The organism is Rheinheimera sp. EpRS3, assembly GCF_001513785.1.
Classification (GTDB): Bacteria; Pseudomonadota; Gammaproteobacteria; order Enterobacterales; family Alteromonadaceae; genus Alishewanella.
On sequence record NZ_LNQS01000013.1, the window covers coordinates 57,752 to 80,454 of the forward strand.

25 protein-coding genes and 7 tRNA genes are annotated in these 22,703 nt (G+C 46.9%); 22 read left to right on the forward strand and 10 right to left on the reverse strand.

Annotated features, from left to right (window positions below; all coding sequences use genetic code 11):
- Nucleotides 1-7 precede the first annotated feature (7 nt).
- From AR688_RS19530 to AR688_RS20305, 4 genes are all read left to right on the forward strand, one after another.
- Nucleotides 8-1,348 (forward strand): replication-associated recombination protein A, encoded by a 1,341-nt coding sequence (locus AR688_RS19530; protein ID WP_068238212.1) that lies wholly within the window; start codon nt 8-10, stop codon nt 1,346-1,348.
- Nucleotides 1,348-1,722: a fluoride efflux transporter CrcB gene (gene crcB, locus AR688_RS19535; RefSeq protein WP_068238215.1), complete on the forward strand. Its 375-nt coding sequence runs from the start codon at nt 1,348-1,350 to the stop codon at nt 1,720-1,722. The genes AR688_RS19530 and crcB overlap by 1 nt, the downstream gene beginning before the upstream one ends.
- A 5-nt stretch (nt 1,723-1,727) precedes the next feature.
- Nucleotides 1,728-3,017: a serine--tRNA ligase gene (gene serS / locus AR688_RS19540; protein ID WP_068238218.1), complete on the forward strand. Its 1,290-nt coding sequence runs from the start codon at nt 1,728-1,730 to the stop codon at nt 3,015-3,017.
- Between the two features lie 67 nt (nt 3,018-3,084).
- The gene (locus AR688_RS20305; protein ID WP_156420367.1) at nt 3,085-3,231 is read left to right on the forward strand and encodes a hypothetical protein; all 147 of its coding nucleotides are present in this window, start codon (nt 3,085-3,087) and stop codon (nt 3,229-3,231) included.
- A gap of 3 nt (nt 3,232-3,234) precedes the next feature.
- Here the strand turns inward: AR688_RS20305 and AR688_RS19545 are convergent, their stop codons facing one another.
- The 5 genes from AR688_RS19545 to AR688_RS19565 form a co-directional block, all read right to left on the reverse strand.
- Nucleotides 3,235-3,570, reverse strand: coding sequence for a TusE/DsrC/DsvC family sulfur relay protein (locus AR688_RS19545; protein WP_068238220.1), 336 nt, complete (start codon nt 3,568-3,570; stop codon nt 3,235-3,237).
- Nucleotides 3,558-3,824, reverse strand: coding sequence for a DsrH/TusB family sulfur metabolism protein (locus AR688_RS19550; protein WP_068238224.1), 267 nt, complete (start codon nt 3,822-3,824; stop codon nt 3,558-3,560). Before AR688_RS19550 ends, AR688_RS19545 begins: the two co-directional genes overlap by 13 nt.
- A complete protein-coding gene (gene tusC / locus AR688_RS19555) occupies nt 3,824-4,180 on the reverse strand; it encodes a sulfurtransferase complex subunit TusC (protein WP_068238227.1) in 357 nt (118 codons plus the stop codon). The genes AR688_RS19550 and tusC overlap by 1 nt, the downstream gene beginning before the upstream one ends.
- The gene (gene tusD / locus AR688_RS19560; RefSeq protein ID WP_068238231.1) at nt 4,180-4,542 is read right to left on the reverse strand and encodes a sulfurtransferase complex subunit TusD; all 363 of its coding nucleotides are present in this window, start codon (nt 4,540-4,542) and stop codon (nt 4,180-4,182) included. Before tusD ends, tusC begins: the two co-directional genes overlap by 1 nt.
- 77 nt (nt 4,543-4,619) lie before the next feature.
- Nucleotides 4,620-5,288 carry a Bax inhibitor-1/YccA family protein gene (locus tag AR688_RS19565; protein WP_068238233.1) on the reverse strand — a complete coding sequence of 223 codons (669 nt, stop codon included), beginning with the start codon at nt 5,286-5,288 and terminating at the stop codon, nt 4,620-4,622.
- Nucleotides 5,289-5,452: 164 nt separating this feature from the next.
- Here AR688_RS19565 and AR688_RS19570 point away from each other — a divergent pair.
- The 10 genes from AR688_RS19570 (at nt 5,453) to AR688_RS19615 (ending at nt 9,936) form a co-directional block, all read left to right on the forward strand.
- Nucleotides 5,453-5,543 (forward strand) — tRNA-Ser (locus tag AR688_RS19570).
- A 185-nt stretch (nt 5,544-5,728) separates the two neighbouring features.
- A tRNA-Ser gene (locus AR688_RS19575) sits at nt 5,729-5,819 on the forward strand.
- Between the two features lie 185 nt (nt 5,820-6,004).
- Nucleotides 6,005-6,095: transfer RNA gene (locus tag AR688_RS19580), tRNA-Ser, on the forward strand.
- A gap of 209 nt (nt 6,096-6,304) precedes the next feature.
- Nucleotides 6,305-6,949, forward strand: a complete 645-nt coding sequence (uvrY, locus tag AR688_RS19585) for a UvrY/SirA/GacA family response regulator transcription factor (RefSeq protein WP_068238235.1) — start codon at nt 6,305-6,307, stop codon at nt 6,947-6,949.
- Nucleotides 6,949-8,766, forward strand: a complete 1,818-nt coding sequence (uvrC, locus tag AR688_RS19590; protein WP_068238237.1) for an excinuclease ABC subunit UvrC — start codon at nt 6,949-6,951, stop codon at nt 8,764-8,766. The genes uvrY and uvrC overlap by 1 nt, the downstream gene beginning before the upstream one ends.
- Nucleotides 8,767-8,799: 33 nt before the next feature.
- Nucleotides 8,800-9,354, forward strand: coding sequence for a CDP-diacylglycerol--glycerol-3-phosphate 3-phosphatidyltransferase (gene pgsA / locus AR688_RS19595; RefSeq protein ID WP_068238239.1), 555 nt, complete (start codon nt 8,800-8,802; stop codon nt 9,352-9,354).
- A 135-nt stretch (nt 9,355-9,489) separates the two neighbouring features.
- Nucleotides 9,490-9,565, forward strand: a tRNA-Gly gene (locus AR688_RS19600).
- 30 nt (nt 9,566-9,595) lie between these two features.
- Nucleotides 9,596-9,669: transfer RNA gene (locus tag AR688_RS19605), tRNA-Cys, on the forward strand.
- Nucleotides 9,670-9,742: 73 nt separating this feature from the next.
- A tRNA-Leu gene (locus AR688_RS19610) sits at nt 9,743-9,829 on the forward strand.
- Nucleotides 9,830-9,860: 31 nt separating this feature from the next.
- Nucleotides 9,861-9,936 (forward strand) — tRNA-Gly (locus tag AR688_RS19615).
- A gap of 110 nt (nt 9,937-10,046) precedes the next feature.
- Here AR688_RS19615 and AR688_RS19620 read toward each other — a convergent pair.
- The gene (locus AR688_RS19620) at nt 10,047-11,489 is read right to left on the reverse strand and encodes an SLC13 family permease (RefSeq protein ID WP_068238241.1); all 1,443 of its coding nucleotides are present in this window, start codon (nt 11,487-11,489) and stop codon (nt 10,047-10,049) included.
- Between the two features lie 35 nt (nt 11,490-11,524).
- On the reverse strand, nt 11,525-12,283 hold the full coding sequence (locus tag AR688_RS19625; protein WP_068238244.1) for a pseudouridine synthase: 759 nt from the start codon (nt 12,281-12,283) through the stop codon (nt 11,525-11,527).
- A 100-nt stretch (nt 12,284-12,383) separates the two neighbouring features.
- Between AR688_RS19625 and AR688_RS19630 the strand changes: the two genes are divergently transcribed.
- A complete protein-coding gene (locus AR688_RS19630; RefSeq protein ID WP_068238247.1) occupies nt 12,384-13,343 on the forward strand; it encodes an aldo/keto reductase in 960 nt (319 codons plus the stop codon).
- A gap of 75 nt (nt 13,344-13,418) precedes the next feature.
- Here the strand turns inward: AR688_RS19630 and AR688_RS19635 are convergent, their stop codons facing one another.
- Nucleotides 13,419-15,482, reverse strand: coding sequence for a hypothetical protein (locus AR688_RS19635; protein WP_231732202.1), 2,064 nt, complete (start codon nt 15,480-15,482; stop codon nt 13,419-13,421).
- 330 nt (nt 15,483-15,812) lie between these two features.
- Nucleotides 15,813-17,447 carry an electron transfer flavoprotein-ubiquinone oxidoreductase gene (locus AR688_RS19640; protein ID WP_197412294.1) on the reverse strand — a complete coding sequence of 545 codons (1,635 nt, stop codon included), beginning with the start codon at nt 17,445-17,447 and terminating at the stop codon, nt 15,813-15,815.
- Between the two features lie 200 nt (nt 17,448-17,647).
- Between AR688_RS19640 and AR688_RS19645 the strand changes: the two genes are divergently transcribed.
- From AR688_RS19645 to AR688_RS19670, 7 genes are all read left to right on the forward strand, one after another.
- Nucleotides 17,648-18,397 carry an electron transfer flavoprotein subunit beta/FixA family protein gene (locus AR688_RS19645; RefSeq protein ID WP_068238253.1) on the forward strand — a complete coding sequence of 250 codons (750 nt, stop codon included), beginning with the start codon at nt 17,648-17,650 and terminating at the stop codon, nt 18,395-18,397.
- On the forward strand, nt 18,397-19,323 hold the full coding sequence (locus AR688_RS19650) for an electron transfer flavoprotein subunit alpha/FixB family protein (RefSeq protein WP_068238255.1): 927 nt from the start codon (nt 18,397-18,399) through the stop codon (nt 19,321-19,323). The genes AR688_RS19645 and AR688_RS19650 overlap by 1 nt, the downstream gene beginning before the upstream one ends.
- Nucleotides 19,324-19,438: 115 nt before the next feature.
- Nucleotides 19,439-19,936: a GNAT family N-acetyltransferase gene (locus AR688_RS19655; RefSeq protein WP_068238258.1), complete on the forward strand. Its 498-nt coding sequence runs from the start codon at nt 19,439-19,441 to the stop codon at nt 19,934-19,936.
- A 254-nt stretch (nt 19,937-20,190) separates the two neighbouring features.
- A complete protein-coding gene (locus tag AR688_RS19660; protein ID WP_068238261.1) occupies nt 20,191-20,814 on the forward strand; it encodes a hypothetical protein in 624 nt (207 codons plus the stop codon).
- 90 nt (nt 20,815-20,904) lie between these two features.
- Entirely contained in the window at nt 20,905-21,345 is a 441-nt protein-coding gene (locus AR688_RS20310; RefSeq protein WP_156420368.1) for a hypothetical protein, read from the forward strand.
- A 175-nt stretch (nt 21,346-21,520) separates the two neighbouring features.
- Nucleotides 21,521-21,937 carry a hypothetical protein gene (locus AR688_RS20315; protein WP_156420369.1) on the forward strand — a complete coding sequence of 139 codons (417 nt, stop codon included), beginning with the start codon at nt 21,521-21,523 and terminating at the stop codon, nt 21,935-21,937.
- Nucleotides 21,938-22,017: 80 nt separating this feature from the next.
- A complete protein-coding gene (locus AR688_RS19670) occupies nt 22,018-22,404 on the forward strand; it encodes a hypothetical protein (protein ID WP_156420370.1) in 387 nt (128 codons plus the stop codon).
- 78 nt (nt 22,405-22,482) lie between these two features.
- Here AR688_RS19670 and AR688_RS20055 read toward each other — a convergent pair whose 3' ends face one another.
- The gene (locus AR688_RS20055; protein ID WP_231732200.1) at nt 22,483-22,647 is read right to left on the reverse strand and encodes an amino acid--tRNA ligase-related protein; all 165 of its coding nucleotides are present in this window, start codon (nt 22,645-22,647) and stop codon (nt 22,483-22,485) included.
- Nucleotides 22,648-22,703: the final 56 nt, after the last annotated feature.

Genomic DNA, 22,703 nt, shown 5'->3' on the forward strand with positions numbered 1-22,703 from the left:
TAACACTGTGAATTCATTGCCACTTGATTTTGCTGATGACTTTCGCCCGCTGGCTGCCAGAATGCGGCCGCAAACACTGGCCGAATATGCAGGGCAGCAACATTTAATTGGTGAGGGCACCGCGCTTAAAAAGGCGATTGAAGCCGGGCGGGTGTTTTCGCTTATTTTATGGGGCCCGCCGGGCACCGGTAAAACCACTTTGGCAGAAGTTATAGCCCGGCATGCCGACGCGGCTATCAGCAAATTGTCAGCAGTAACCTGCGGTATTAAAGAGATTCGCGAAGCTATTGCACAGGCCCAGCAACGCCAGCAGCAGTATCAGCAACGTACTTTACTGTTTGTTGACGAGGTACACCGTTTTAATAAAAGCCAGCAAGATGCCTTTTTGCCTTTTATCGAAGATGGCACCATTATTTTTATTGGCGCCACTACTGAAAACCCGTCTTTTGCGCTGAATAACGCTATTTTATCCCGTGCCCGGGTGTGTGTGCTTAAACCGCTGAGCGACACCGATTTGCAGCAGGTACTGGCGCAGGCTCTGACAGATAAAGAGCGTGGCTTGGGCCTTGAGGCCGTGCATCTGGCTACCGATGCTGAGCAGCTGCTGTTACAACTGGCCGATGGCGATGCACGTAAGTTACTTAACCTGCTGGAACAAGCGGCAGAGCTTACCGAGGCTGGCAGCGACGGCAAAGTGATAAGCTTTGAGACGCTGAAAAACCTGGTACCAAAGCAGTTACCGGGCTTTGATAATCAGGGCGATATGTTTTATGACCTGATCTCCGCCTTTCATAAATCAGTACGTGGCTCCGATCCGGATGCAGCCTTATATTGGTATTGCCGTATTCTGGCTGGTGGTGGCGATCCGCTATATGTTGCCAGGCGGTTGCTGGCCATTGCCAGTGAAGACATTGGCAATGCCGATCCGCGTGCGCTGACACTGGCGCTAAATGCCTGGGATACTTTTGAACGGGTAGGGCCGGCCGAAGGTGAGCGGGCTATCGCTCAGGCTGCAGTGTATCTGGCGCTGGCGCCGAAAAGTAATGCCGTATATAGCGCTTTTAATCAGCTTAAACAGCTGGTGGCAGAACAACCTGCTTTTGAGGTGCCGCTGCATTTGCGCAATGCGCCCACCAAGTTAATGAAGCAGCTGGGTTTTGGTGACGGTTATCGTTATGCACATGACGAAGCGGGCGCTTATGCCGCCGGCGAGCGTTATTTGCCGGCAGAGCTTGCCGGGCAGCAATTTTATCAGCCGGTAGAGCGCGGCATGGAAAAACAACTGGCAGAGAAGCTGCGCTACCTGAAGCAGCTTGATGCTGATAGCCCACGTAAGAGAGATAAATAATGCTGACTTATCTGGCTGTGGCTATCGGCGGTGCAGTAGGAGCTTGTTTACGCTATGGCTTTAACGAGCTGGCCGTGAATGTTTTAGGTAAGTCATTCCCTTTTGGCACTTTGCTGGTTAATATTCTGGGCTCTTTTGTGCTGGGTTGGTTGTATGCGCTGTTCAGCAGTGGTGTGCTGGCAGTATCACCCTGGCGGGCACTGATAGCTATTGGCCTTATCGGTGCCTTTACCACATTTTCAACCTTTTCGCTGGATACTGTCTTGTTAATACAGCAAGGCGACTGGCTAAAAGCAATCGCCAACGTATTATTAAATGTGTTGTTGTGTTTAACGCTTGCCTGGTTAGGGCTTAAACTGGGTTCAATGAAGTAATTACTATGCTAGATGCGAAATTTTTACGTAACGAATTAACTGAAACCGCCAACCGTCTGGCCCAGCGTGGCTTTGTACTGGATGTAGCGCGTTTAACAGCGCTCGAAGAGCAGCGCCGTACTTTACAGGTAGACACCCAGGAGCTGCAAAACCTGCGTAATACTAAATCCAAAGCCATTGGCCAGGCCAAAGGTCGCGGTGAAGATATTGCACCACTGCTGGCAGAAGTTGATGGCCTGGGGGCTCAGCTTGATGCTGCCAAGCAGCAACTGGATGCTGTGCTGTCAGAAGTAGAGCAAATTGCGCTGACTATTCCTAACTTACCGGATGCCTCAGTGCCAGCCGGCAAGGATGAAACACAAAACGTAGAAGTACGTCGTTTCGGCCAGCCACGCGAGTTTGAGTTTACTATTCAGGATCATGTCGCTTTGGGCGAAGCGCTGGATAAAGGTCTGGATTTTGAAAGTGCAGTAAAAGTTGCCGGTTCACGTTTTGTGGTGATGCGCGGCCAGGTAGCCAGGCTGCACCGTGCGTTAACCCAGTTTATGCTGGATTTACACACCACCGAGCATGGTTACACTGAACTTTATGTGCCTTATCTGGTAAATCATGCCAGCTTATATGGCACCGGCCAGTTACCTAAATTTGGCGCCGATTTATTCCATACCCAGCCTGCCACCGAAGAGGGACAGGGTATGGCGCTGATTCCCACTGCGGAAGTGCCGGTAACTAACTTAGCCCGTGACACCATTTTTGATGCTACCGAGTTACCGGTTAAATATACTGCCCATACACCGTGCTTTAGAAGTGAAGCTGGCTCTTATGGCCGTGATACCCGTGGTTTAATCCGCCAGCATCAGTTTGACAAGGTAGAGCTGGTGCAACTGGTGCAGCCTGAGCATTCTATGCAGGCTCTGGAAGAGTTAACCGGCCATGCTGAAAAAGTGTTGCAGCTGTTAGGCCTGCCATACCGTGTCATGCTGTTATGTACCGGTGATATGGGCTTTGGCTCCAGCAAAACTTATGATTTAGAAGTGTGGCTACCAGCACAGAATACTTACCGCGAAATTTCATCTTGCAGCAATATGGGGGATTTCCAGGCCCGGCGTATGCAGGCCCGTTATCGCAGCACTGAGATGAAAAAGCCAGAACTGATCCATACCTTAAATGGTTCTGCTCTGGCTGTAGGGCGTACTCTGGTGGCTATTCTGGAGAACTATCAGCAGGCAGATGGTTCTATCACCGTGCCTGAAGTGCTGCGCCCTTACATGGGTGGTTTGCAACAGCTTGGCTGAGCAAGCTACAGGTCGTCGTTAGCTCCACCGCCAGCTATGCTGGGTGGAGCTTTATAAGGATAGCTAAATGGCGCCAAAACCGCGTAAAAGTATTAAACACAGTAACCCGGCCCTGAAGCGGGCAATTTACTGGGCTATTATGATCGGCATTATTGCCGTTGTTGCCCTTATTACCCTGGAGGCTATTGTTGGTATTGTCGGAGATGCGGCTTAAGCGTTAAAGACATTTGGCTGGTTTAGGTAAGCCCGCTATGCGGGTTGCCTGCTTGGCAGGCCCCTGTGGGAACAGCATAAACAAATATTTACTGTTGCCTTTATCCGGGCCGAGCTGTTGTGCCATTGCTTTTACCAGAATACGGATAGCAGGGGAGGTATTAAATTCCAGATAAAACTGCCGCACAAAGTGCACCACTTCCCAGTGCGCGTCAGTCAGGGCAATATTCTCCAGCCTGGCAAATTCTTCCGCCACTTGCTTATTCCACTGTTGCATATCTGCCAGATAACCATGTTTATCCAGCGCCAGCGGCACATCATTTAATATCAATTCTGCCATAATACATTCTGCTCTGCGCTAATACTCAGCTCGACCCAACGCTGGGCGCTGATAATAGTTACTGCTGCCAACGGTTTGATTTGCCTTACCTGTATATCCACATCCAGCGCGTAAAGCTGGCAAGGCCAGCTAAGATCAGTGCGTAAACACAGATAGACTGCATCCTGGCGCAGCAAAATAATATCCTGAGGCTGGCATATAAGGCTTAGCTCACTCAGGTTCACTGACGGACTAATAACGCTGATTAATTTCATTAGCTGCTGATAACCTGATGTTGGCGGGCAAAGAGTTCTGCTATAGCCTGAGTATCGAGTTCTGTAACGTCAATACTTAAATCTGAAGCATGAATGCCGCGCTGCTTAAGTGACTGCTGGCAAACATATACCTGCTCAATATCATACAGCGCAAACAGCTTAAAACTGCGCGGGTACGCTTTAAGCTTAAAATCTGGCTGATCGTGTGTTGGCAACAACTGATATACCGCATCTGCACTGAATAACACACTGACATTGTGCTCTACTGCAGCCATTGCCAGTATCATATCCAATGCCTCACGGCCTTTACTGTCGTTAAAAGGGCTGCTGCGCTGCAATAACAGAATATTACGCATTAAAATTGCACCAGTTTATCAATGTGGGTCTGACGCATAGCAAATTCTGCCAGCCCAGCGCTGGTGTAACCGTCTCTGGCCACGAGCTTGTCACTTACCACGCCACGCTTTTCTGCCGCGGTGATACAAAACAACAGTGGAATATTATGCTGCTGACAAAACTGCGCCAGTTCAGCGCTTAGATCCGGTTCATCAGCGGGCAAATCGATATGGTTTGCCGCACTGTAGACGGCATCCTGATATAAAAATATATGCTCGATACTGTGACCGTGATTAAGCACTGTTTTAGCAAACAACAGCGCACTGGCCAGGCTTTGGCTGGCAAAGCTATCGCTGGTAAGCAGCAATCCAAAGCGTGTCATAGCGATCCCTAAAAACAAAAATGCCCCGACTGGCGGGGCATTTTAGCGAATAACCTGATTAAGGCAAAGCGCTGTGCTTAATCATCACCACCAAAAATACCCAGCAACTGCAGCAGGTTGACGAAAATGTTGAAAACATTCAGGTACAAACTTACTGTGGCGCGGATATAGTTAGTTTCGCCGCCATTAATAATGCGGCTGGTATCAAACAGGATCAGTGCTGACATAATCAGGATAATAGCGGCGCTGATTGTCAGGCTTAATGCCGGAATGGCCAGGAAAATATTTGCCAGTGCCGCTACCAGCACCACAATAAGACCTACCATTAAAAAACCACCCATAAAAGAGAAATCTTTACGTGTGGTAAGCGCATAAGCTGACAGGCTGAAGAAAATCAGCGCGGTGCCACCCAGTGCCTGCATAATTAACGCAGTACCATTTGGCAAGCCGGCATAATGATTAAGCATTGGGCCTAACGATGCACCCATGGCACCGGTAAAAGCAAATACCCAGAAAATACCACTTGCCGAATCTGCCTTTTTATTTACTACAAACAGCATAATAAAGCCGGCAACAAAACACACCAGAGACATCATAGGTGACATGTTCAGTGCCATGGCAACGCCTGCCGCTACCGCACTGAATGCTAACGTCATCGCCAGCAAAAAGTAGGTGTTGCGCAGTACTTTGTTAATCTCGACACTACGTCCGGCAGTACTGAGAGTAGAGGTTTCTCTGTATGACATAATTATGTTCTCCTGATACAAAGGTTTATTAACGCATTTGATGACATCATACCCAGTTAGTTCCCGCCAGACCAGTGCCTGAAGATACAAATTGATAATAGCGTTAATTTTTTTGCATTTAGTGCTTTCTTTTGCCGTTCTAACTGATTAATATACGCGTCGCCGGAGGGATGGCAGAGCGGTTTAATGCACCGGTCTTGAAAACCGGCGTGGGTTAATAGCCCACCGAGAGTTCGAATCTCTCTCCCTCCGCCACTAAAACCACCTTCGTAGGTGGTTTTTTTGTTTTTGTGCAATTAAGTTCGGTCTGGCAAGGCATTTTCCCCAGATTAATTGTCTGAGAAATGGCTTTGTTGATGCTTTACTAAGCAAACGGCTGAAAATAACAAAAAAGCGCTTTACAAAGCTGCAGCCACTTTCTAATATGCGCCCTGTAACGCGGAGGGATGGCAGAGCGGTTTAATGCACCGGTCTTGAAAACCGGCGTGGGTTAATAGCCCACCGAGAGTTCGAATCTCTCTCCCTCCGCCACTAAAACCACCTTCGTAGGTGGTTTTTTTGTTTTTGTGCAATTAAGTTCGGTCTGGCAAGGCATTTTCCCCAGATTAATTGTCTGAGAAATGGCTTTGTTGATGCTTTACTAAGCAAACGGCTGAAAATAACAAAAAAGCGCTTTACAAAGCTGCAGCCACTTTCTAATATGCGCCCTGTAACGCGGAGGGATGGCAGAGCGGTTTAATGCACCGGTCTTGAAAACCGGCGTGGGTTAATAGCCCACCGAGAGTTCGAATCTCTCTCCCTCCGCCACTTTCCTGTTTTCTTCTGTTATCAATTACATCCACACAAATCATCACAAATCATATAGATTTTTTTCAAATGGTTAACCTTTCTGGCACACTACGCTGCAACACTGCAAAACAACGCTTTTTGCTTTAATTTGTTTAGCAAAACCAGCGATGCTCGGCTATGCTAGACAGCTAGAATAATTCTAATATCCAGTAATCCGGAGAGCGAAATTGATTAACGTTCTGTTAGTTGATGATCATGAGCTTGTTCGTACTGGGATCAGTCGCATACTAATGGATGAGCGCGGTATCAAGGTGATTGGCGAGGCTGGCTCTGGCGAAGAAGCATTACAATTTTGCCGTCAACACGAACCTGATGTGGTGTTGATGGATATGAATATGCCCGGCATGGGCGGTATGACAGCAACAAAGCGTATTTTGCATTATTGCCCTGACATTAAAGTGTTGGCGTTGTCGGTATCCTGCGAAGAGCCGGTGCCGACTAAAGTCATGCAGTTGGGGGCAGCAGGTTTTATTTCGAAAAATTCACCACCGCGTGAAATGGTGTCGGCTATACGTAAAGTGTATTCCGGTGCCCGACATATTTCTGATGAAGTTGCACAGAAAATGGCCATGAGCAAAGTGAATAATCAAAGCCAGAATCCGTTTGACGATTTATCAGACCGCGAACTGCAAATTATGATGATGATTACGCAGGGGCAAAAGGTAAATGATATTGCCGATCAACTGAATGTCAGTGCTAAAACGGTTAACTCATATCGTTACCGGATGTTTGAAAAGCTGGCAATCAGTGGTGATGTAGAGCTGACACATATGGCATTGCGCCATGGCATGATCGACATCGCTAAAGCCTGATGTTTGACGCTAAAACCTTTTTAAAGCAGGTTCCTCACCAGCCCGGCGTTTATCGTATGTTAAACGCCGCGGAGCAGGTTATTTATGTTGGCAAGGCCAAAGATCTGCGCGCCAGGCTCAGCAGTTATTTTCGCACCAATGTAGACAGCATTAAAACCCGTTCTCTGGTGAGCCAGATAGTTCAGGTTGAATACACCCTGACGCATAGCGAAACCGAAGCTCTGATCCTGGAAAACAACCTTATTAAGCAGTTCTTGCCGCGTTACAACGTATTGCTGCGGGACGACAAATCTTACCCTTATATTTTAATCAGTGATCATAAGCACCCGCGTATCAGCTCGCACCGTGGGCCACGTAAAAGTGCCGGGCAGTATTTTGGCCCTTACCCCAATGCAGGGGCGGTGTGGCAAAGCCTGAAAAGCTTGCAAAAAATTTTCCCCATCCGCCAGTGTGAAGATGGTTTTTACCGTGCCAGAACCCGGCCATGCCTGCAGTATCAGCTAAAACTGTGCTCAGCGCCCTGTGTCGGAAAAATTTCTGATGAGGAGTATCAACAACAGGTGCGGCTGGCCAGTTTATTTCTGCAGGGCAAAGATCAGCAGGTTATTGATAACCTGGTGCAACGCATGACACAGGCTAGTGAAGAGTTGCAGTTTGAACAGGCGGCCCAACTGCGCGATAAAATTATTGCGCTGCGAAAAGTGCAAGAGCAGCAAAGCGTCAGTGGCGAGCATGACGAGATGGATATTATTGGTTTTGCTTATTCGCATGGTGTTGCTGCAGTGCATGTATTGTTTGTCCGTCAGCAAAAAGTACTGGGCAGTAAAGCTTACTTTCCTAAAGTACCGGCAGATACTGAGGAGAGCGAAATTCTCAGTGCTTTTTTACTGCAGTTTTATCTTGATGGCTATGGCACCCAGCAAATGCCGCGGGAGATTGTGATTGCCAAGCCACTGCCGGAGATGGATGCGGTCGCGGCCGCTATCAGTGAGATTGCCGGGCGCAAAGTGCGTATTACTTATGCCCAGCGTGGTGAGAAAGCGCAATATCTTAGCCTGGCACAAAAAAATGCCCAGCTCTCTTGCGACAATAAGCAATCGCTTAGCCAGAAAATGGCCTTACGCTATCAGCAGTTACAGCAATTATTGCAGTTAGAACAGCCGATAACACGGATGGAGTGTTTTGATATCAGCCATACGATGGGGCAGGCAACGATTGCCTCCTGTGTGGTGTTTGATGGCCAGGGGCCATATAAAGCAGAGTACCGCCGTTACAATGTCACCGGTATCACTGGCGGCGATGACTACGCAGCAATGCAGTTTGCGCTGGACAAGCGTTACACTAAGTTGCAGGATGCAGAAAAAATACCGGATATTATTTTTATCGACGGTGGCCAGGGCCAGCTGAATACCGCTATAGCGCAGTTTGCCAACTGGCCGCATGCAAAAATGCCATTGCTGGTGGGCGTGGCCAAAGGTACCAGCCGTAAGCCCGGCCTTGAAACGCTGATTCTGGCACAAAGCGGACGCAGCATTAATTTGCCAGCCGATGCACCGGCACTGCACCTTACTCAGCAAATTCGTGATGAAGCGCATCGTTTTGCTATTACCGGACATCGTAATAAACGTGGCAAAGCGCTGATCAAAAGCCCACTTGAGCAAGTTAAAGGTATCGGTGAAAAACGACGTCAGGCATTATTGCAGTATCTTGGTGGCTTACAGGGCGTAATGCGAGCTTCCGTTGCCGAGCTTAGCTCAGTACCGGGAATATCAAAGGCACAGGCAGAAAAGATTTACCATGCCTGTCATAACAAGTAGCATAGCGGCATACATGCCGTAGAGAATATTAAGATGTGGAATATTCCCAATCTGTTAACCCTGTTCCGACTGTTTCTGATCCCGGTTTTTATCTTATGTTTTTATTCAGGTATGGAGAATGCCCGATTCTGGGCATCATTTGTGTTTTGTCTAGCGGCGATCACAGATGCATTGGACGGTTATCTGGCGCGTAAGTTAGAGCAGTCTACGCCGTTTGGCGCTTTTCTTGACCCGGTAGCTGATAAGGTGATGGTTGCCGTGGCGCTGGTGCTGATAGCGGTAGACAGTGTATCGCTTTGGGTGACCATACCGGCCATTATTATGATCGGCCGTGAAATTGTCATTTCTGCCTTACGGGAATGGATGGCAGAGCTGGGTAAGCGGGCAAATGTGGCGGTATCTAATTTAGGCAAGTATAAAACGATTGCCCAGATGCTGGCATTAATTGGCCTGATCTGGCGGCCAGAGTTCTGGCTGGTAAGCTGGTTTACGCCGGTAGGTATGCTGTTACTTTATATCGCAACGGTGCTGACAATATGGTCTATGTACAGTTACCTCAAAGCAGCGTGGCGGGATTTGATACATTAATAACTGTTTTTGTTGCTTATTAGCGCAACTCAGTCAAATTTTAATCAGTCAGTCATAAAAGCAAAAATTTATTATTGACTGGCTGAATTAAAACAGTAGAATGCGTCTCGTGTTAAGGCACATGGCCATAACAACGCGAGTATAGCTCAGCTGGTAGAGCGCGACCTTGCCAAGGTCGAGGTCACGAGTTCGAACCTCGTTACTCGCTCCAACTCTTTCAAAGAGTGAAAATTGTTTGAATGGCGGGTTGGCAGAATGGCCATGCAGCGGATTGCAAATCCGTCCATCTCGGTTCGACTCCGGGACCCGCCTCCATCACACAGTTTTATCTGGTAAAACCAGAAAACCAAAAAAGTAGTACAGTAAAAGTGATACAGTAAAGTTGTCTGCCCGGGTGGTGAAATCGGTAGACACAAGGGATTTAAAATCCCTCGCTCGAAAGGGCGTGCCGGTTCAAGTCCGGCCCCGGGCACCATTACTCACTAAGAGTAAATAACCAGATTTTCGCGAGTATAGCTCAGCTGGTAGAGCGCGACCTTGCCAAGGTCGAGGTCACGAGTTCGAACCTCGTTACTCGCTCCAAACATAAAAAACGCAGCCCTGTGGCTGCGTTTTTTATTGTCTGCATTTTTTATTGCCGACATTCTTTATTGCCTGCATACGGCCCACCCGTTGGCCGGGTGGGGTAAAGCTTAAAAATCAAATATATAACGTGCCAGAAATAACACTGCTAGTGTAATAAGCACTATAGCCGCCAAATTCAGCACCAGGCCGGCTTTTACCATATCAATAATTTTCAGCTTACCGGATGCAAACACTATGGCATTAGGCGGGGTGGCTACCGGCATCATAAAGGCGCAACTTGCTGCCACTGCTGCCGGGATCACCAGCATGGCGGCTGAAGTATCCAGTGACACCGCCACCGGGCCCAGTAATGGCAGAAATGCCGCAGCGGTGGCGGTATTACTGGTGATTTCAGTCAGAAAAATAATCACAGTGGTCACCAGAACAATCAGCAAAACTAAATTAATGCTGCCAAGCTGGCCAATCTGTGTGGCGATATAAGCCGATAAGCCTGAGTTGTCGATTTGGGTTGCCAGGGTTAAACCACCGCCAAATAACAGCAATACGCCCCAGGGTAACTTTTGGCAATCTTCCCAGTTCAGAATGCGTTGGCCGGTTTTTAATGACACCGGTAAGATAAACAGCAAACTGGCAGCAAAAATGGCAATTAACGTATCGTCCAGTTTAATGCCGCTAATATTGCTAAGGGGCCCGCGAAATACCCAGAAAAAAGCTGCCAGGGAAAACACCATCAGCACTAACTTTTCAGCATTGTGCATCGTCCCCAGTGCAGATAGCTTTTGCCGGTATAAAGCGCGGCTATCTACTGACGGCAAATTGTCCAGCCGGAAATGAAATTGTGTCAGCCAGAGCCAGCATACCAGTAACAGGCTGACTGCCAGCGGTACACCAAACAGCATCCAGTCACTAAAACTGAGTTGTAGCTGATAACTACGCTCCAGATAGGCAGCTAGCAAGGCATTAGGCGGTGTGCCAATTAAGGTTGCAATACCACCGATACTGGCGGCGTAGGCAATAGACAGCAAAACAGCTTTAGCAAAATTATCATTGTTCATGCCTTGCTCTTGCTGCATGGCAATAACGGATAAGCCGATCGGCAGCATCATTACGGCGGTGGCGGTGTTAGACATCCACATAGATAAAAATGCCGTTACCAGCATAATACCGGCAATTTGCTGGCTGGGTTTGGTACCTACCAACAGCATGGTTAACAGCGCAATGCGTTTATGCAAGTTCCAGCGCTCCATGGCAATTGACAACATAAAGCCGCCAAGAAACAGGAAAATTAACGGATGAGCGTAGGGCGCTGTAACGTTGCCTATAGTATCAAGGCTAATAAGTGGCACTATGACAATCGGCAGCATGGCCGTAACCGGTATCGGCACCGGCTCTGTTATCCACCACAGGGCCATCCAGCAAGTGAGGCCGGTGATCAGCCAGGCATTTACTGACATACCGCTAAACACAGGTTCAGATACTAATGTCAGTAAAAACAGTAAAGGTCCAAGCAGCAACGTAATATAAAACGGTAATTTAAACTGCATATGCATAACGATCCCTGGTTGTGGCAATTATCCAAGCTGCCTTAATCATCAAAGCTGTCGTTGCCCAAGCTGTTGTCAGCGGTTTTACTGGAGCTTAGCAATTGTGCCTCAAGCATCCGTATTTCAATGTCATCGAGCAAACGCCATTGCCCCGGTTTTAAGCCTGCGCCACGAATATGCATAATACGGGTACGTTTTAATGTTTGTACGTCGTAGCCCAGATACTCACACATGCGGCGTATTTGCCGGTTTAATCCCTGGGTTAAAATAATGGAAAAACTCTGTTTTGAGCGTTGTTGTACAACACAGGGCAGGGTTACGGTATCGAGAATGGGCACGCCTTTGCCCATCTGCTGAATAAAGCGCTCTGTAATGGGTTTATTAACAGTAACCACATATTCTTTTTCATGTGCATTACCGGCGCGCAGAATTTTGTTGACGATATCGCCGTCATTGGTCAGAAAAATAAGCCCTTCAGAGGGTTTATCCAGCCGGCCTATCGGAAATATGCGCTCGGGGTAACGCACTGCATCAATGATATTGCCGGGAATATGCCGCTCTGTAGTGCAGGTAATGCCTACCGGTTTGTTATAAGCCAGATAAACCCGTTTTGGCTTGGCTTTTAACGGTTTACCGTTAATCAGTACCTGATCATTTTCAGTGACTTTAAGGCCAACCGGCGCCACAGCGCCATTAACCGTAACCTGACCATTTTCAATAAATTTATCGGCTTCGCGACGCGAGCAAAAACCCGTATCACTGATAAATTTGTTTAACCTGTATAACATGACATCAGACATAACGCAGAAGTATTCCGGCAGCATTTAATAATGGCGATAGTGTAGGGGTTCAGGCTGTTTTTCGCTACACTATCGCGGTATTTCATTGTCTGGAGTTTTTATGATCCCTTTATCCCGGCATCTGCCTGGTATAAGTTCACTGGCGTTTGGTTGTATGGGTTTGGGCGGTAGCTGGGACAGCAATACCACTACCGCCGAGCAGCAACGCCATGCGTTTTCTGCTGTTGATGCAGCCTTGGCCAACGGTATTAATTTTTTTGATCACGCCGATATCTATACCCGCGGTAAAGCTGAGCAGGTGTTTGGCCAGTACCTGGCGGCTGCGCCGGCAAAACGCGCAGAGATGTTTATCCAAACTAAATGTGCTATCCGCTTTGCCGACGAGCAGGGCCCAGGCCGCTATGATTTTTCTAAAGACTATATTATCCGCTCTGTGGAGCAGAGCTTAACGCGGTTAAACACCGACTATCTGGATCTGTTGCTATTGCACCGGCCTGATCCACTGATGCAGCCAGAGCAGGTAGCGCAAGCGTTCGATCAGTTAGTACAGCAAGGTAAAGTGCGCCATTTTGGTGTGTCGAATATGGGCTGGGCACAAATGCAGTGGTTGCAATCGGCATTGTCGCAGCCGTTGCTGGTGAATCAGCTGCAAATGAGCCTGGCCGACATCGACTGGCTGGAAGAAAGTGTGCTAACAGGCATGCCGCAGGGTAGTAACAAGCATTTTAGTTATGGCACTGTGGAATATTGTCAGCAACAGGGTGTGCAGCTGCAAAGCTGGGGCAGCATGGCAAAAGGCGCTTTTAGCGGTGCACAAACACAAACCGACACTGAGCGCGCCACTGCAGCATTGGTGGCTCAGTTAGCTGAGCAATATCAGTGCAGCCGTGAAGCCATTGTACTGGCCTGGCTTATGCGGCATCCGGCTGCTATTCAACCGGTGATTGGCACAGCTAACCCGCAGCGCATAGCAGCATGCGCCGGGGCAAGCCAGGTGCATTTAAGCCGTGAGCACTGGTATCAGCTGTATATCAGTAGCCGTGGCGCGCCGTTACCTTGACATATAAAAAACCTTAATGGCAGATACAAAAAAGGCCTGGCAATAAATGTCAGGCCTTTTAGCCAAGCCGCCAGGTTATTCTGCAGCGGCTTTTTTATTCGTTTGCGGGTTAAGTGAAATAACCTTGGTTTTACTGATCTTATGCCGGTAAATCTCGCGCAGGTATTTAATGGCTTTTTTTACGCTGTCGCGGCTTAAGCGAATATCATTTATTGAGACAAATTTGTCTTTATTATGAATAAGTTCACGGTATTTTTTCTCGTACATTGGCTTAATAGCGTACCAGTTAGTGTCGAGTATTTTGGCCGGGTTTTCAAATTCGTGCAGCATTTGATCCAAGGCGTCTTCATCGAAGTGCTCGGCGCGGATAAACTCAAGCATCGCCTGATCTAACTGCTCGTCAAAGCGATAGTTGTCTTTGGCAAAACAGCGTTTAATAAAGGCAACAATCAGCGTTAAAAAGTCGTCGCTTAAGCAGGGGCTTTTTACTATCAGCGTTGTCAGTGAAATATTGGCTGACGCACCAATTACCAGCGCATAGCGCTTTAATGTGGTGTTGGGAAATAACGAGTTTAAATGTGATTTCAGCCGGTTTAAATCCATATAAGACAATTTGTAGTCTTTTGGCAGCGAAACGATAGACACCACTGACGAGCAATTTTTAAAGAAATGCAGATCTTTGAGCTCTGCCGCATTATAGCCATTTTTGACGTAGCTGGCCAGTGTTTCGCGATAGCGGCCGGATTCAATCGGTAACAGGCTGATACCTTCAATGGCCTGAGTTACTTTATTAAAGTGTGGCAGGTCGATAGAGCGGAAGAACAAGTCATCAATATTTAAACCGGTGCCGGTTTTCTCAAACAGCTTAAGTCTGTCGGCATTGCTGCTATCACCTGGTATTACGGATTCGGCATAGGCCACCGCAACGGGGCCGGCCAGGCTCATAAACAGGTCATTGGCGTCAAGGCGGATAGTTTCACCGATATCGATACCGGCACGGCGGAAATAGTTCTCGTCGTAATCTGTGGTCACGGCCTGGGCGGTCAGAATATTAAAAATCTGTTGTGAGATGTACTGGTTGGCATATTTTTCCATCGCATTAACATCGATATGCTGAATGCCACCGTCATCGGTTTCTTCGGCGTAACGCATAATGTCATTGGAGATCAGCATCATGGCATTCCAGGGCCGGATGCGGTGCATTACGCTGGATTCGCTGCTGTCTTCATTATCAAAGTTGTAAGAGAAATCCCATTCCTCAGCCAGGTATTTACATAATAAGCGCCCGGCGTTGATATGCAGCGCTTCAGACATTTCTACGCCATGATCAGAAATGTTCGGCAAAATACAAATACCGCTGGTAAAGATCGGTTCAAACACAAAGGAGTGGCCACGGTTTTCTTCATCTTCGCCCATAGTGCGGGTATCGAAGGTTTTGCTCATATAGGCATATTGTTGGGCTAAGCCAAACTCTGATGCCATACCCGAGCCTGTGCCACCGCCGGCGCTGAAAATATAGAAATACAGCCGCGATTGGTTGGCTTTAATACCACAAGAATCAATCAGATAAGAATGGATATACTTCCATTCAGCATTAGCAAAGCGCTGGGTGTCTTTGTTGAGGATAATTTTTGCCAGATACTGGCCAAGAATAGGGGCATTACCGGCGCCACCGGCATGTACCTCAGACAAGTCCATAATTTTCATTTTGGTGTAGTCATGCAAAAAGCCGCTTTTTTCACCCTTGTGGGAAAAGCGGATCCGGCCTTCGATGTCTTTATCCAAATCGCCGAGCATCACCAGAGGCTCAATTAAAAATACCGGTTTAACGGCCTGTGTGTCTGATAAATTCAGGCTGCGTTTAATCCAGCGCATTGGCCGGTATTCTTGTTCGCGGGTTTGTTTTTCTTCGTTGTTAAATTCGTTCAGATAAAAGTTGCGGGCGTTATACACTAATGAGGCCACATCAAGCGCAATATTAGAACCACACCGGCCCAGGCCAATCAGGCATACTGAAGGAAAGTTTTGCTGTTTACGGCTTTCTATTTCGTTGTCAGGGTTAACCAGCGGAAAAACGCTACTGCGCAGTGCATCCAGGTTCGTCAGAATTTTATTCAGATCACGCTCAGTAAAATACATATACCGATCGCTGGCGAAAGAGGGGGGCAGAATTTGAGGTGAATTTTTTTTCGGCGCGTTTTTAACAATTACTACATCATCTTGTACGGTACGTTCCGTATTTATTTTATTTGTCATCACACTACTTCCTGTCTCTGGCAGAGCCTTTCAGCTATTAATTTAAACAATACCCATAACCAAAGGTAGTTGTTGTTTAAAATTAATACAATGAAAAGCTTAAAAACACCAGCATATAAACAGTAAATATCAGTAAATTAAAATGTAGTAAGTAAAACAGCGCCTTAACGCGATATTTTCGCAAACATAGGCGCAGGCGCTGTCGGTTTATTGTTACATATTCGGATAGTTAGGCCCGCCAGCGCCTTCGGGGGTTACCCAGGTAATATTTTGCGACGGATCTTTAATATCACAGGTTTTACAATGAATGCAGTTTTGTGCATTTATCTGAAACTGCGGCTCATTATTTTCGTTTTGTACGATCTCGTACACTCCGGCCGGACAATAACGTTGGGCCGGTTCATTATATTTAGGCAGATTAACGCTAACCGGGATCTGGCTGTTAGCCAGTTTAAGGTGGCAGGGCTGCTCTTCTTCGTGGTTGGTATTGGATAAATACACCGAAGATAAGCGGTCAAAACTCAGCACATTATCTGGTTTAGGGTAGTTGATAACCGGGGCTTCGCTGGCGAGCTTTAGCTGGGCGTAGTCCAGGCTGTTATCTTTTAAAGTAAACGGAAATTTACCGCCAAACCAGTTTTGCTCCAGCGTATTAAAAGCGCCACCCCAGAAGGTGCCAAACTTATGCATTGCCGGGCCGAAGTTGCGTGAGCGGTATAGCTCGTCATACAGCCAGCTGTTTTTTATCGCTTCGGCAAACGCGGTCAGATCCTGTCCGCCTTCATCAGCATCGCTGATGGCGTTAAACAGCGTTTCCGCGGCCAGCATGCCGGATTTCATTGCCGTGTGGTTGCCTTTAATTTTAGCGCCGTTAAGGGTGCCAGCGTCACAACCAATCAGCAGGCCACCGTTAAAGCTCATTTTCGGCAGGCTGTTCAGGCCACCTTTGGCAATAGCACGGGCACCATAGCTGATTCGTTTGCCGTTGCTGAGGTACTGGCTGATCACCGGGTGCTGTTTATAGCGCTGAAACTCTTCAAACGGGTTTAAGTGCGGGTTGCTGTAGCTAAGGTCAATAATCAACCCAACCACAATTTGCTGGTTCTCTGCATGGTATAAATAGCCACCACCGGCGGTATCACTGGCTAAAGGCCAACCGGCTGAATGCACCACCAAGCCAGCGTGATGTTTAGCCGCAGGCACATCCCAGATTTCTTTAAAGCCGATGGCATAATGCTGCGGTGATTTACCTTCATCCAGTTTAAAGTGCTTTATCAGATGCTTACCTAAATGGCCGCGGCAACCTTCTGCAAATACGGTGTACTTTGCCCTAAGCTCCATACCCGGCACATAACTGTCTTTAGGCTGGCCGTGTTTATCCAGCCCCATATCACCAATAACAATGCCTTTTACCACATTGTTTTCAATCAGTACTTCACTGGCAGCAAAACCGGGGAAAATTTCTACCCCAAGTTGCTCAGCCTGCTGTGCCAGCCAGCGGCACAGGTTCGCTACCGATACAATATAGTTGCCACTGTTGTGCATGGTTTTAGGCACGGCAAAGCCCGGCAGCTTTGTTGCGCTTTGGCCATTTTTCAGCAAATAAATATCATCATGAGTAACCGGCACTGTTACCGGTGCCCCTTGCTGTTGCCAGTCGGGTATTAATTCATTTAACGCCCGTGGCTCGAACACCGCGCCAGATAAGATATGCGCGCCTACTTCAGAGCCTTTTTCAACTAAACAAACGCTGAGTTCTTTTGCTGCTGCTTTGGCTTGTTGCATCAAACGGATAGCAGCCGACAGCCCAGCCGGGCCACCACCTACTATAACAACATCGAATTCCATTGATTCTCTTTCCACAGCCCTGGCCTCTTGGAGTTTATTATTTACAGCTTACACTGCTTTTATCATGCTGTTTAGGGTATTGCAGGTTGACGTTAACGTCAACAGTAAGTAGATTGTGGCAAACCAAAGCGTGCTAGCTTTACCTTAACGTAAACCTGTAGCAAAGCTGTTGCCTGTTACAGGAAAAGAATGAGGAATTTATGAAAATACTGGTGCCGGTGAAACGGGTAATAGATTACAACGTAAAAGTGCGGGTAAAGGCTGACCAATCAGGTGTTGACTTGGCTAACGTGAAAATGGCGTTAAACCCGTTTTGTGAAATTGCGGTAGAAGAAGCCGTACGGCTAAAAGAAGCCGGTAGCGCGACAGAAATTGTCGTTGTGTCTATTGGTACCACTGCTGTGCAAGAGCAACTGCGTACGGCGTTGGCATTAGGCGCAGATCGTGCACTGCATATAGAAACAGATCAAAACCTGGATTCATTACAGGTGGCAAAATTACTGGCCAAAGTGGTAGCAGATGAACAGCCCGGCCTGGTTATTTTAGGCAAGCAGGCGATTGACTCTGACAACAACCAAACCGGCCAGATGCTGGCGGCGTTAACCGGTATGGGGCAGGGTACTTTTGCTTCCAAGGTACAACTGGCTGATGGCAAAGTGCAGGTTACCCGTGAAATAGACGGTGGCTTACAAACGGTAGAACTGCCACTGCCAGCGGTAGTGTCAACAGACTTACGCTTAAACGAGCCGCGCTATGCGTCACTGCCTAATATTATGAAGGCAAAGAAAAAGCCGCTGGATGTTAAAGCTGCCGACAGCTTTGGTGTTAATTTAAGCTCTAACGTTACGGTGCTAAAAGTGGTGCCGCCGGCAACCCGTCAGGGCGGTATTAAGGTGGAATCTGTGGCAGAGCTGGTAGATAAGTTAAAGCATGAAGCGAAGGTGATCTGATGGCTATTTTAATTATTGCAGAGCATAACAACCAAAGCCTGAAGAGCGAAACACTTAAAGTGGTACAGGCAGCCACTGCTATTGGTGGTGACATTACCGTGCTGGTGGCTGGTTTTAACAGTGCAGCAGCGGCAACCGAAGCGGCTGCGATAGCTGGCGTAACAAAGGTGCTGCATGCTGACAACGCCGCTTACGAGCATCAGCTGGCAGAAAATATTGCTGCTTTGGTAACTGAGCTGGGTAAAGACTACAGCCATATTCTGGCAGCGGCGACCACCACCGGCAAAAACTTCCTGCCACGGGTAGCGGCCATGCTGGATGTGGCGCAAATTTCTGATGTTATCGCCATTGAAAGCGCAGATACCTTTGTCAGGCCAATTTATGCCGGCAACGCTATTGCAACGGTAAAATCGGCTGATGCCATTAAAGTGCTTACCGTGCGCCCGGCAGCATTTCGCGAAGCGCAAACCGGCAATAATGCCCCGGTTGAAGCTTTAACGGCTGTGCATGACGCCGGTATCTCACGCTTTGTAACCCAGGAGCTGACAAAATCTGAGCGGCCGGAGTTAACAGCAGCCCGGGTGGTGATCTCTGGTGGGCGTGGTATGCAAAATGGTGAAAACTTTGCGCTACTAAATGGCATTGCCGATAAGTTAGGTGCCGCCATTGGTGCCTCGCGCGCAGCAGTAGATGCGGGCTTTGTACCAAACGATATGCAGGTTGGCCAAACCGGTAAAATTGTGGCACCAGAGCTGTATATTGCAGTGGGTATTTCCGGTGCTATTCAACACCTTGCCGGTATGAAAGACTCTAAAGTCATAGTAGCAATTAACAAAGATGCCGAAGCGCCGATTTTCCAGATCGCCGATTACGGCCTGGTAGCCGACTTGTTTACCGTACTGCCAGAGCTCGAACAGCAACTCTGAATCTGGCAAGTGTGCGATAAAGCCAGCATCTTGCTGGCTTTTTGCATTTTAGCCCTTGTTGATTGCAACTAAACCCACTTAAGATAATTGCCTGTATATTGTGAAGGACGCCATTATGCCCGCTGTGATCCGTCATGCTGAACCCGCTGACATTGACGCTATTAAAGCTATTTATGATCAACCTACTGTGTATGCCAATACGCTGCAGTTGCCTTATCAGCCGGTGGCAAACTGGCAAAGGCTGTACACCGCCGGTGCCGGTTTTTATAACCTGGTGGCCGAGGTAGAAGGTAAAGTAATAGGCCAGCTCGGGTTACAGGTGTGCCAAAGCCCGCGCCGCCGCCATGTGGCCGAACTTGGTATGGGTGTGTCGGAAGACTATCAGGGGCAGGGTATTGGCTCGGCGCTATTGCGCTCGGCGTTAGAAATGGCCGACAACTGGCTAAATATCCGCCGTATGGAGCTTACTGTTTACACCAGCAACGAAGCAGCAATAGCGTTGTATGAGCGCTTTGGTTTTGAAGTAGAAGCAGAGCTAACCGATTTTGCCTTTCAATACGGTAATTATGTCAATGCGTTATGTATGGCACGTATCAATACCGGTTCTGTTTGAATATAAAAAAGCCAGCCGGTTTAACAGGCTGGCTGCTCTAAACGGAGTTAAGCACTCCGGCCCGCCAAAACAGCTGATATATTCTGTTTACACAGCACATATATATGTTGCGCATGCAAAATACATTCGCTAAGTTAACTGCTTACTACAGTGAGGCACCGAAATATAGCGCACGCTTGTTTTTCAATAAATTATTGCTTCCTGTGTGGTAGTATGAAGAATGAGCATGCTTAAAAATAAAATAGGAGTAAACATTGAAAAAGGTGTTTTGGCTAATTTATGCTGTTCTGAACATAGCTATAATATTATTAAGCGTATACTATTTGATATCAAATAATGCATTTTCTATATTAAGTATATTTAGCTCTGTTTTTTCAATAATCTACCTGATTGGTTTGTTTGGTTATATTTTTGAAAAGCGAGTATGGACGGCAGTCATCTGGCGAAGATTTTTTTACTTAATTTGTTTTGGAACTGCACTTATGTTCACGGTAGGAGTCTTTTCCAGTATAGAGCATGCCTTAATAGATGCGATATTCGGATCAGTTTTTTCTATCCCAATGATTTTTGCTTTATACCAGTACAGCAAGGCTGAACAAAGATTTTGGATAAATACCGAAGAAAATACTAAAGGAAATATTATCAGTGCTTTGATGGACAAAGTTCCAGAGCTGGAAATAGAAAAGCAGCTTGGGCTGGCAAGAGCAAAAGTTCAGATTACAAAAGATTGTAATCAGTATACTGTGAAGATCACCAGGGTTACTGCAGATGAGCAGGAGTCATTCAAAAATACGTTCTCGCACCCTGGGCAGTTAGCGATTTTTATTGAACAATATACATTTATTAAAGTCGCTGATTTTGAGAGTAAGTATGCATAACACGCGTCACAGTCTGCGACTGCTTCAGCTGGACCTCAATTGCCGTGGGGTTCGGCCTGTGCTATGAGCGTTAACGAGAGATAGTTATTCATGAACAGATTAAATGCGTTGTTGTCGATTGCTGTAATTAACACCATGTATGTGCTAATGGCCTTCGGAACTTATTACGTACACCGAAATATTGGCGATAATGGATTTTGGTTTACATTGATAATTGCTGTCTTTGGGGTGTTGTGCGGATGGATGATCGGTGTTTTATCATCGCCAGTAGATGCTAGTGAGTCAAAAGCTTTCACAAAGTATGCTGCAGTTATATCGGCGTTTTTATCTGGTTACCTGTTCACAAAGATCGATAGTGTAATTGTTGAATTTAGCCAGAATCTACTCTCTAACCCTGTTTACGGGCTGAGAGCAGTAATATATACATCATGCCTGATTTCAGGCTTGCTAATTATGTACATATTGCGCGCTTACCTGCATGGCGAAGCATCAGCTAATAAGGAAGTTCAGCCAACGCATAATACACGCTGATGATTTCGGCATTATTTTCTCGGAGGGAATGTTGAGAGTATTCATCGACCATAATATTTGGGATGAATTGTTCGCGCGAAAATTAGATTTAGAGTGTTTTTTCCCTACTGAGCAATTCACATTTTATGTTACCAAACATGGAAAGTATGAAGTACAGCAGACTCCGGAGAGTTGTATGGAGTTGAAGGAGTATATAAACCGCTACTTAGATTCTTTGGTAAAAGTAGATGCAATGTTTGGTTTTCATAATTCGAATTTACCACCAGATCAACAACGCTCAGGCGGATTTGGAATAGGTAGATTTAGCAATAAGACTAATGAGCTGTTTCGAAAAAATCTAAATCAAAAATTTGGAACTAGTCAAAAGCGCAAATCTACACAAATTTTGTATAAGCAGGAAGCTGATATAGAACTAGCTGTTAGATCGTTGATATACCCTGTGCTGACACTGGATATCAAGCCTGGCCCTCTAAAAGAGGCGCAAGAACAAGGGGGCAAAGTAATACTACTCGAGCGTCAGTTTATAAAGCCACTGTCGAACAGTGATTTTGTGAGTTATATAAAGTCTAGATTGAATGAAGTGCAGACATAAAAGTAAACAGGTCAGATAAAAATTACGCCCTTTGGGCTCGACTCGCAACCAGTTGCGGGCGTTATATGCCCGAGTTACCCATGATCAGTAGACTTTCAATTGACATGACACGGGGTCAGGTAAAAGTTGTTGAAGCACTATCGAAACATCATGTAATGAACAGCAGGATTATGCAGAAACTAAAATTTATTGCGGCTGCAATCACCATTTCGGGCTTACTGGTTTTCGGTTTTTTCGCGAATGAAGCCCGAAAGGAGGTGTATTACCTTTGCGGTAATTTTAGTAAAGGGACTGTTTATTCAAGTGTAATCCGGCAATTAAACACGGTTAATTTATCGGAGTACAGAGTAGAGAACCTGCCGCAGGGTAAGCGTATTATTCACAGCAGCGTACTGCATTTTCACTTGCTTAGCTGCGATATAGAATTTAACCAGCAAGAAAAAGTAATATCTGTTTTATATGGTTAAACAAAAGTAGCTAACTGAATAACCTCTGCTTTGGGCAATAAAAAAGGCGCTGTTTAAAGCGCCTTTTCTGCATTTTGTTTATTGGGGAGTGCCCGGCGTACGCGGGAAGGCGATAACGTCGCGCACGTTACCTACACCGGTAACGTATGACACTAAACGCTCAAAGCCTAAACCAAAGCCGGCGTGTGGTACTGTACCGTAACGGCGCAGGTCGCAGTACCAGCTGTAGTCTTCTATATCCATCTAAATCATATCCGGTTTTTCCAAAATGAAAGTCGTTGCTAAATTTCATTTTGTGA

What these genes read in the sequence shown, in the direction of transcription:
- crcB (WP_068238215.1), top strand. Translation starts at nt 1,348, where the DNA reads ATGCTGACTTATCTGGCTGTGGCTATCGGCGGTGCAGTAGGAGCTTGT.
- serS (WP_068238218.1), top strand. Translation starts at nt 1,728, where the DNA reads ATGCTAGATGCGAAATTTTTACGTAACGAATTAACTGAAACCGCCAAC.
- AR688_RS20305 (WP_156420367.1), top strand. Translation starts at nt 3,085, where the DNA reads ATGGCGCCAAAACCGCGTAAAAGTATTAAACACAGTAACCCGGCCCTG.
- AR688_RS19545 (WP_068238220.1), bottom strand. Translation starts at nt 3,570, where the DNA reads ATGGCAGAATTGATATTAAATGATGTGCCGCTGGCGCTGGATAAACAT.
- AR688_RS19550 (WP_068238224.1), bottom strand. Translation starts at nt 3,824, where the DNA reads ATGAAATTAATCAGCGTTATTAGTCCGTCAGTGAACCTGAGTGAGCTA.
- tusC (WP_068238227.1), bottom strand. Translation starts at nt 4,180, where the DNA reads ATGCGTAATATTCTGTTATTGCAGCGCAGCAGCCCTTTTAACGACAGT.
- tusD (WP_068238231.1), bottom strand. Translation starts at nt 4,542, where the DNA reads ATGACACGCTTTGGATTGCTGCTTACCAGCGATAGCTTTGCCAGCCAA.
- AR688_RS19565 (WP_068238233.1), bottom strand. Translation starts at nt 5,288, where the DNA reads ATGTCATACAGAGAAACCTCTACTCTCAGTACTGCCGGACGTAGTGTC.
- uvrC (WP_068238237.1), top strand. Translation starts at nt 6,949, where the DNA reads ATGTTTGACGCTAAAACCTTTTTAAAGCAGGTTCCTCACCAGCCCGGC.
- pgsA (WP_068238239.1), top strand. Translation starts at nt 8,800, where the DNA reads ATGTGGAATATTCCCAATCTGTTAACCCTGTTCCGACTGTTTCTGATC.
- AR688_RS19620 (WP_068238241.1), bottom strand. Translation starts at nt 11,489, where the DNA reads ATGCATATGCAGTTTAAATTACCGTTTTATATTACGTTGCTGCTTGGA.
- AR688_RS19625 (WP_068238244.1), bottom strand. Translation starts at nt 12,283, where the DNA reads ATGTCTGATGTCATGTTATACAGGTTAAACAAATTTATCAGTGATACG.
- AR688_RS19630 (WP_068238247.1), top strand. Translation starts at nt 12,384, where the DNA reads ATGATCCCTTTATCCCGGCATCTGCCTGGTATAAGTTCACTGGCGTTT.
- AR688_RS19635 (WP_231732202.1), bottom strand. Translation starts at nt 15,482, where the DNA reads ATGTATTTTACTGAGCGTGATCTGAATAAAATTCTGACGAACCTGGAT.
- AR688_RS19640 (WP_197412294.1), bottom strand. Translation starts at nt 17,447, where the DNA reads ATGGAATTCGATGTTGTTATAGTAGGTGGTGGCCCGGCTGGGCTGTCG.
- AR688_RS19645 (WP_068238253.1), top strand. Translation starts at nt 17,648, where the DNA reads ATGAAAATACTGGTGCCGGTGAAACGGGTAATAGATTACAACGTAAAA.
- AR688_RS19650 (WP_068238255.1), top strand. Translation starts at nt 18,397, where the DNA reads ATGGCTATTTTAATTATTGCAGAGCATAACAACCAAAGCCTGAAGAGC.
- AR688_RS19655 (WP_068238258.1), top strand. Translation starts at nt 19,439, where the DNA reads ATGCCCGCTGTGATCCGTCATGCTGAACCCGCTGACATTGACGCTATT.
- AR688_RS20310 (WP_156420368.1), top strand. Translation starts at nt 20,905, where the DNA reads ATGAACAGATTAAATGCGTTGTTGTCGATTGCTGTAATTAACACCATG.
- AR688_RS20315 (WP_156420369.1), top strand. Translation starts at nt 21,521, where the DNA reads ATGGAGTTGAAGGAGTATATAAACCGCTACTTAGATTCTTTGGTAAAA.
- AR688_RS19670 (WP_156420370.1), top strand. Translation starts at nt 22,018, where the DNA reads ATGATCAGTAGACTTTCAATTGACATGACACGGGGTCAGGTAAAAGTT.
- AR688_RS20055 (WP_231732200.1), bottom strand. Translation starts at nt 22,647, where the DNA reads ATGGATATAGAAGACTACAGCTGGTACTGCGACCTGCGCCGTTACGGT.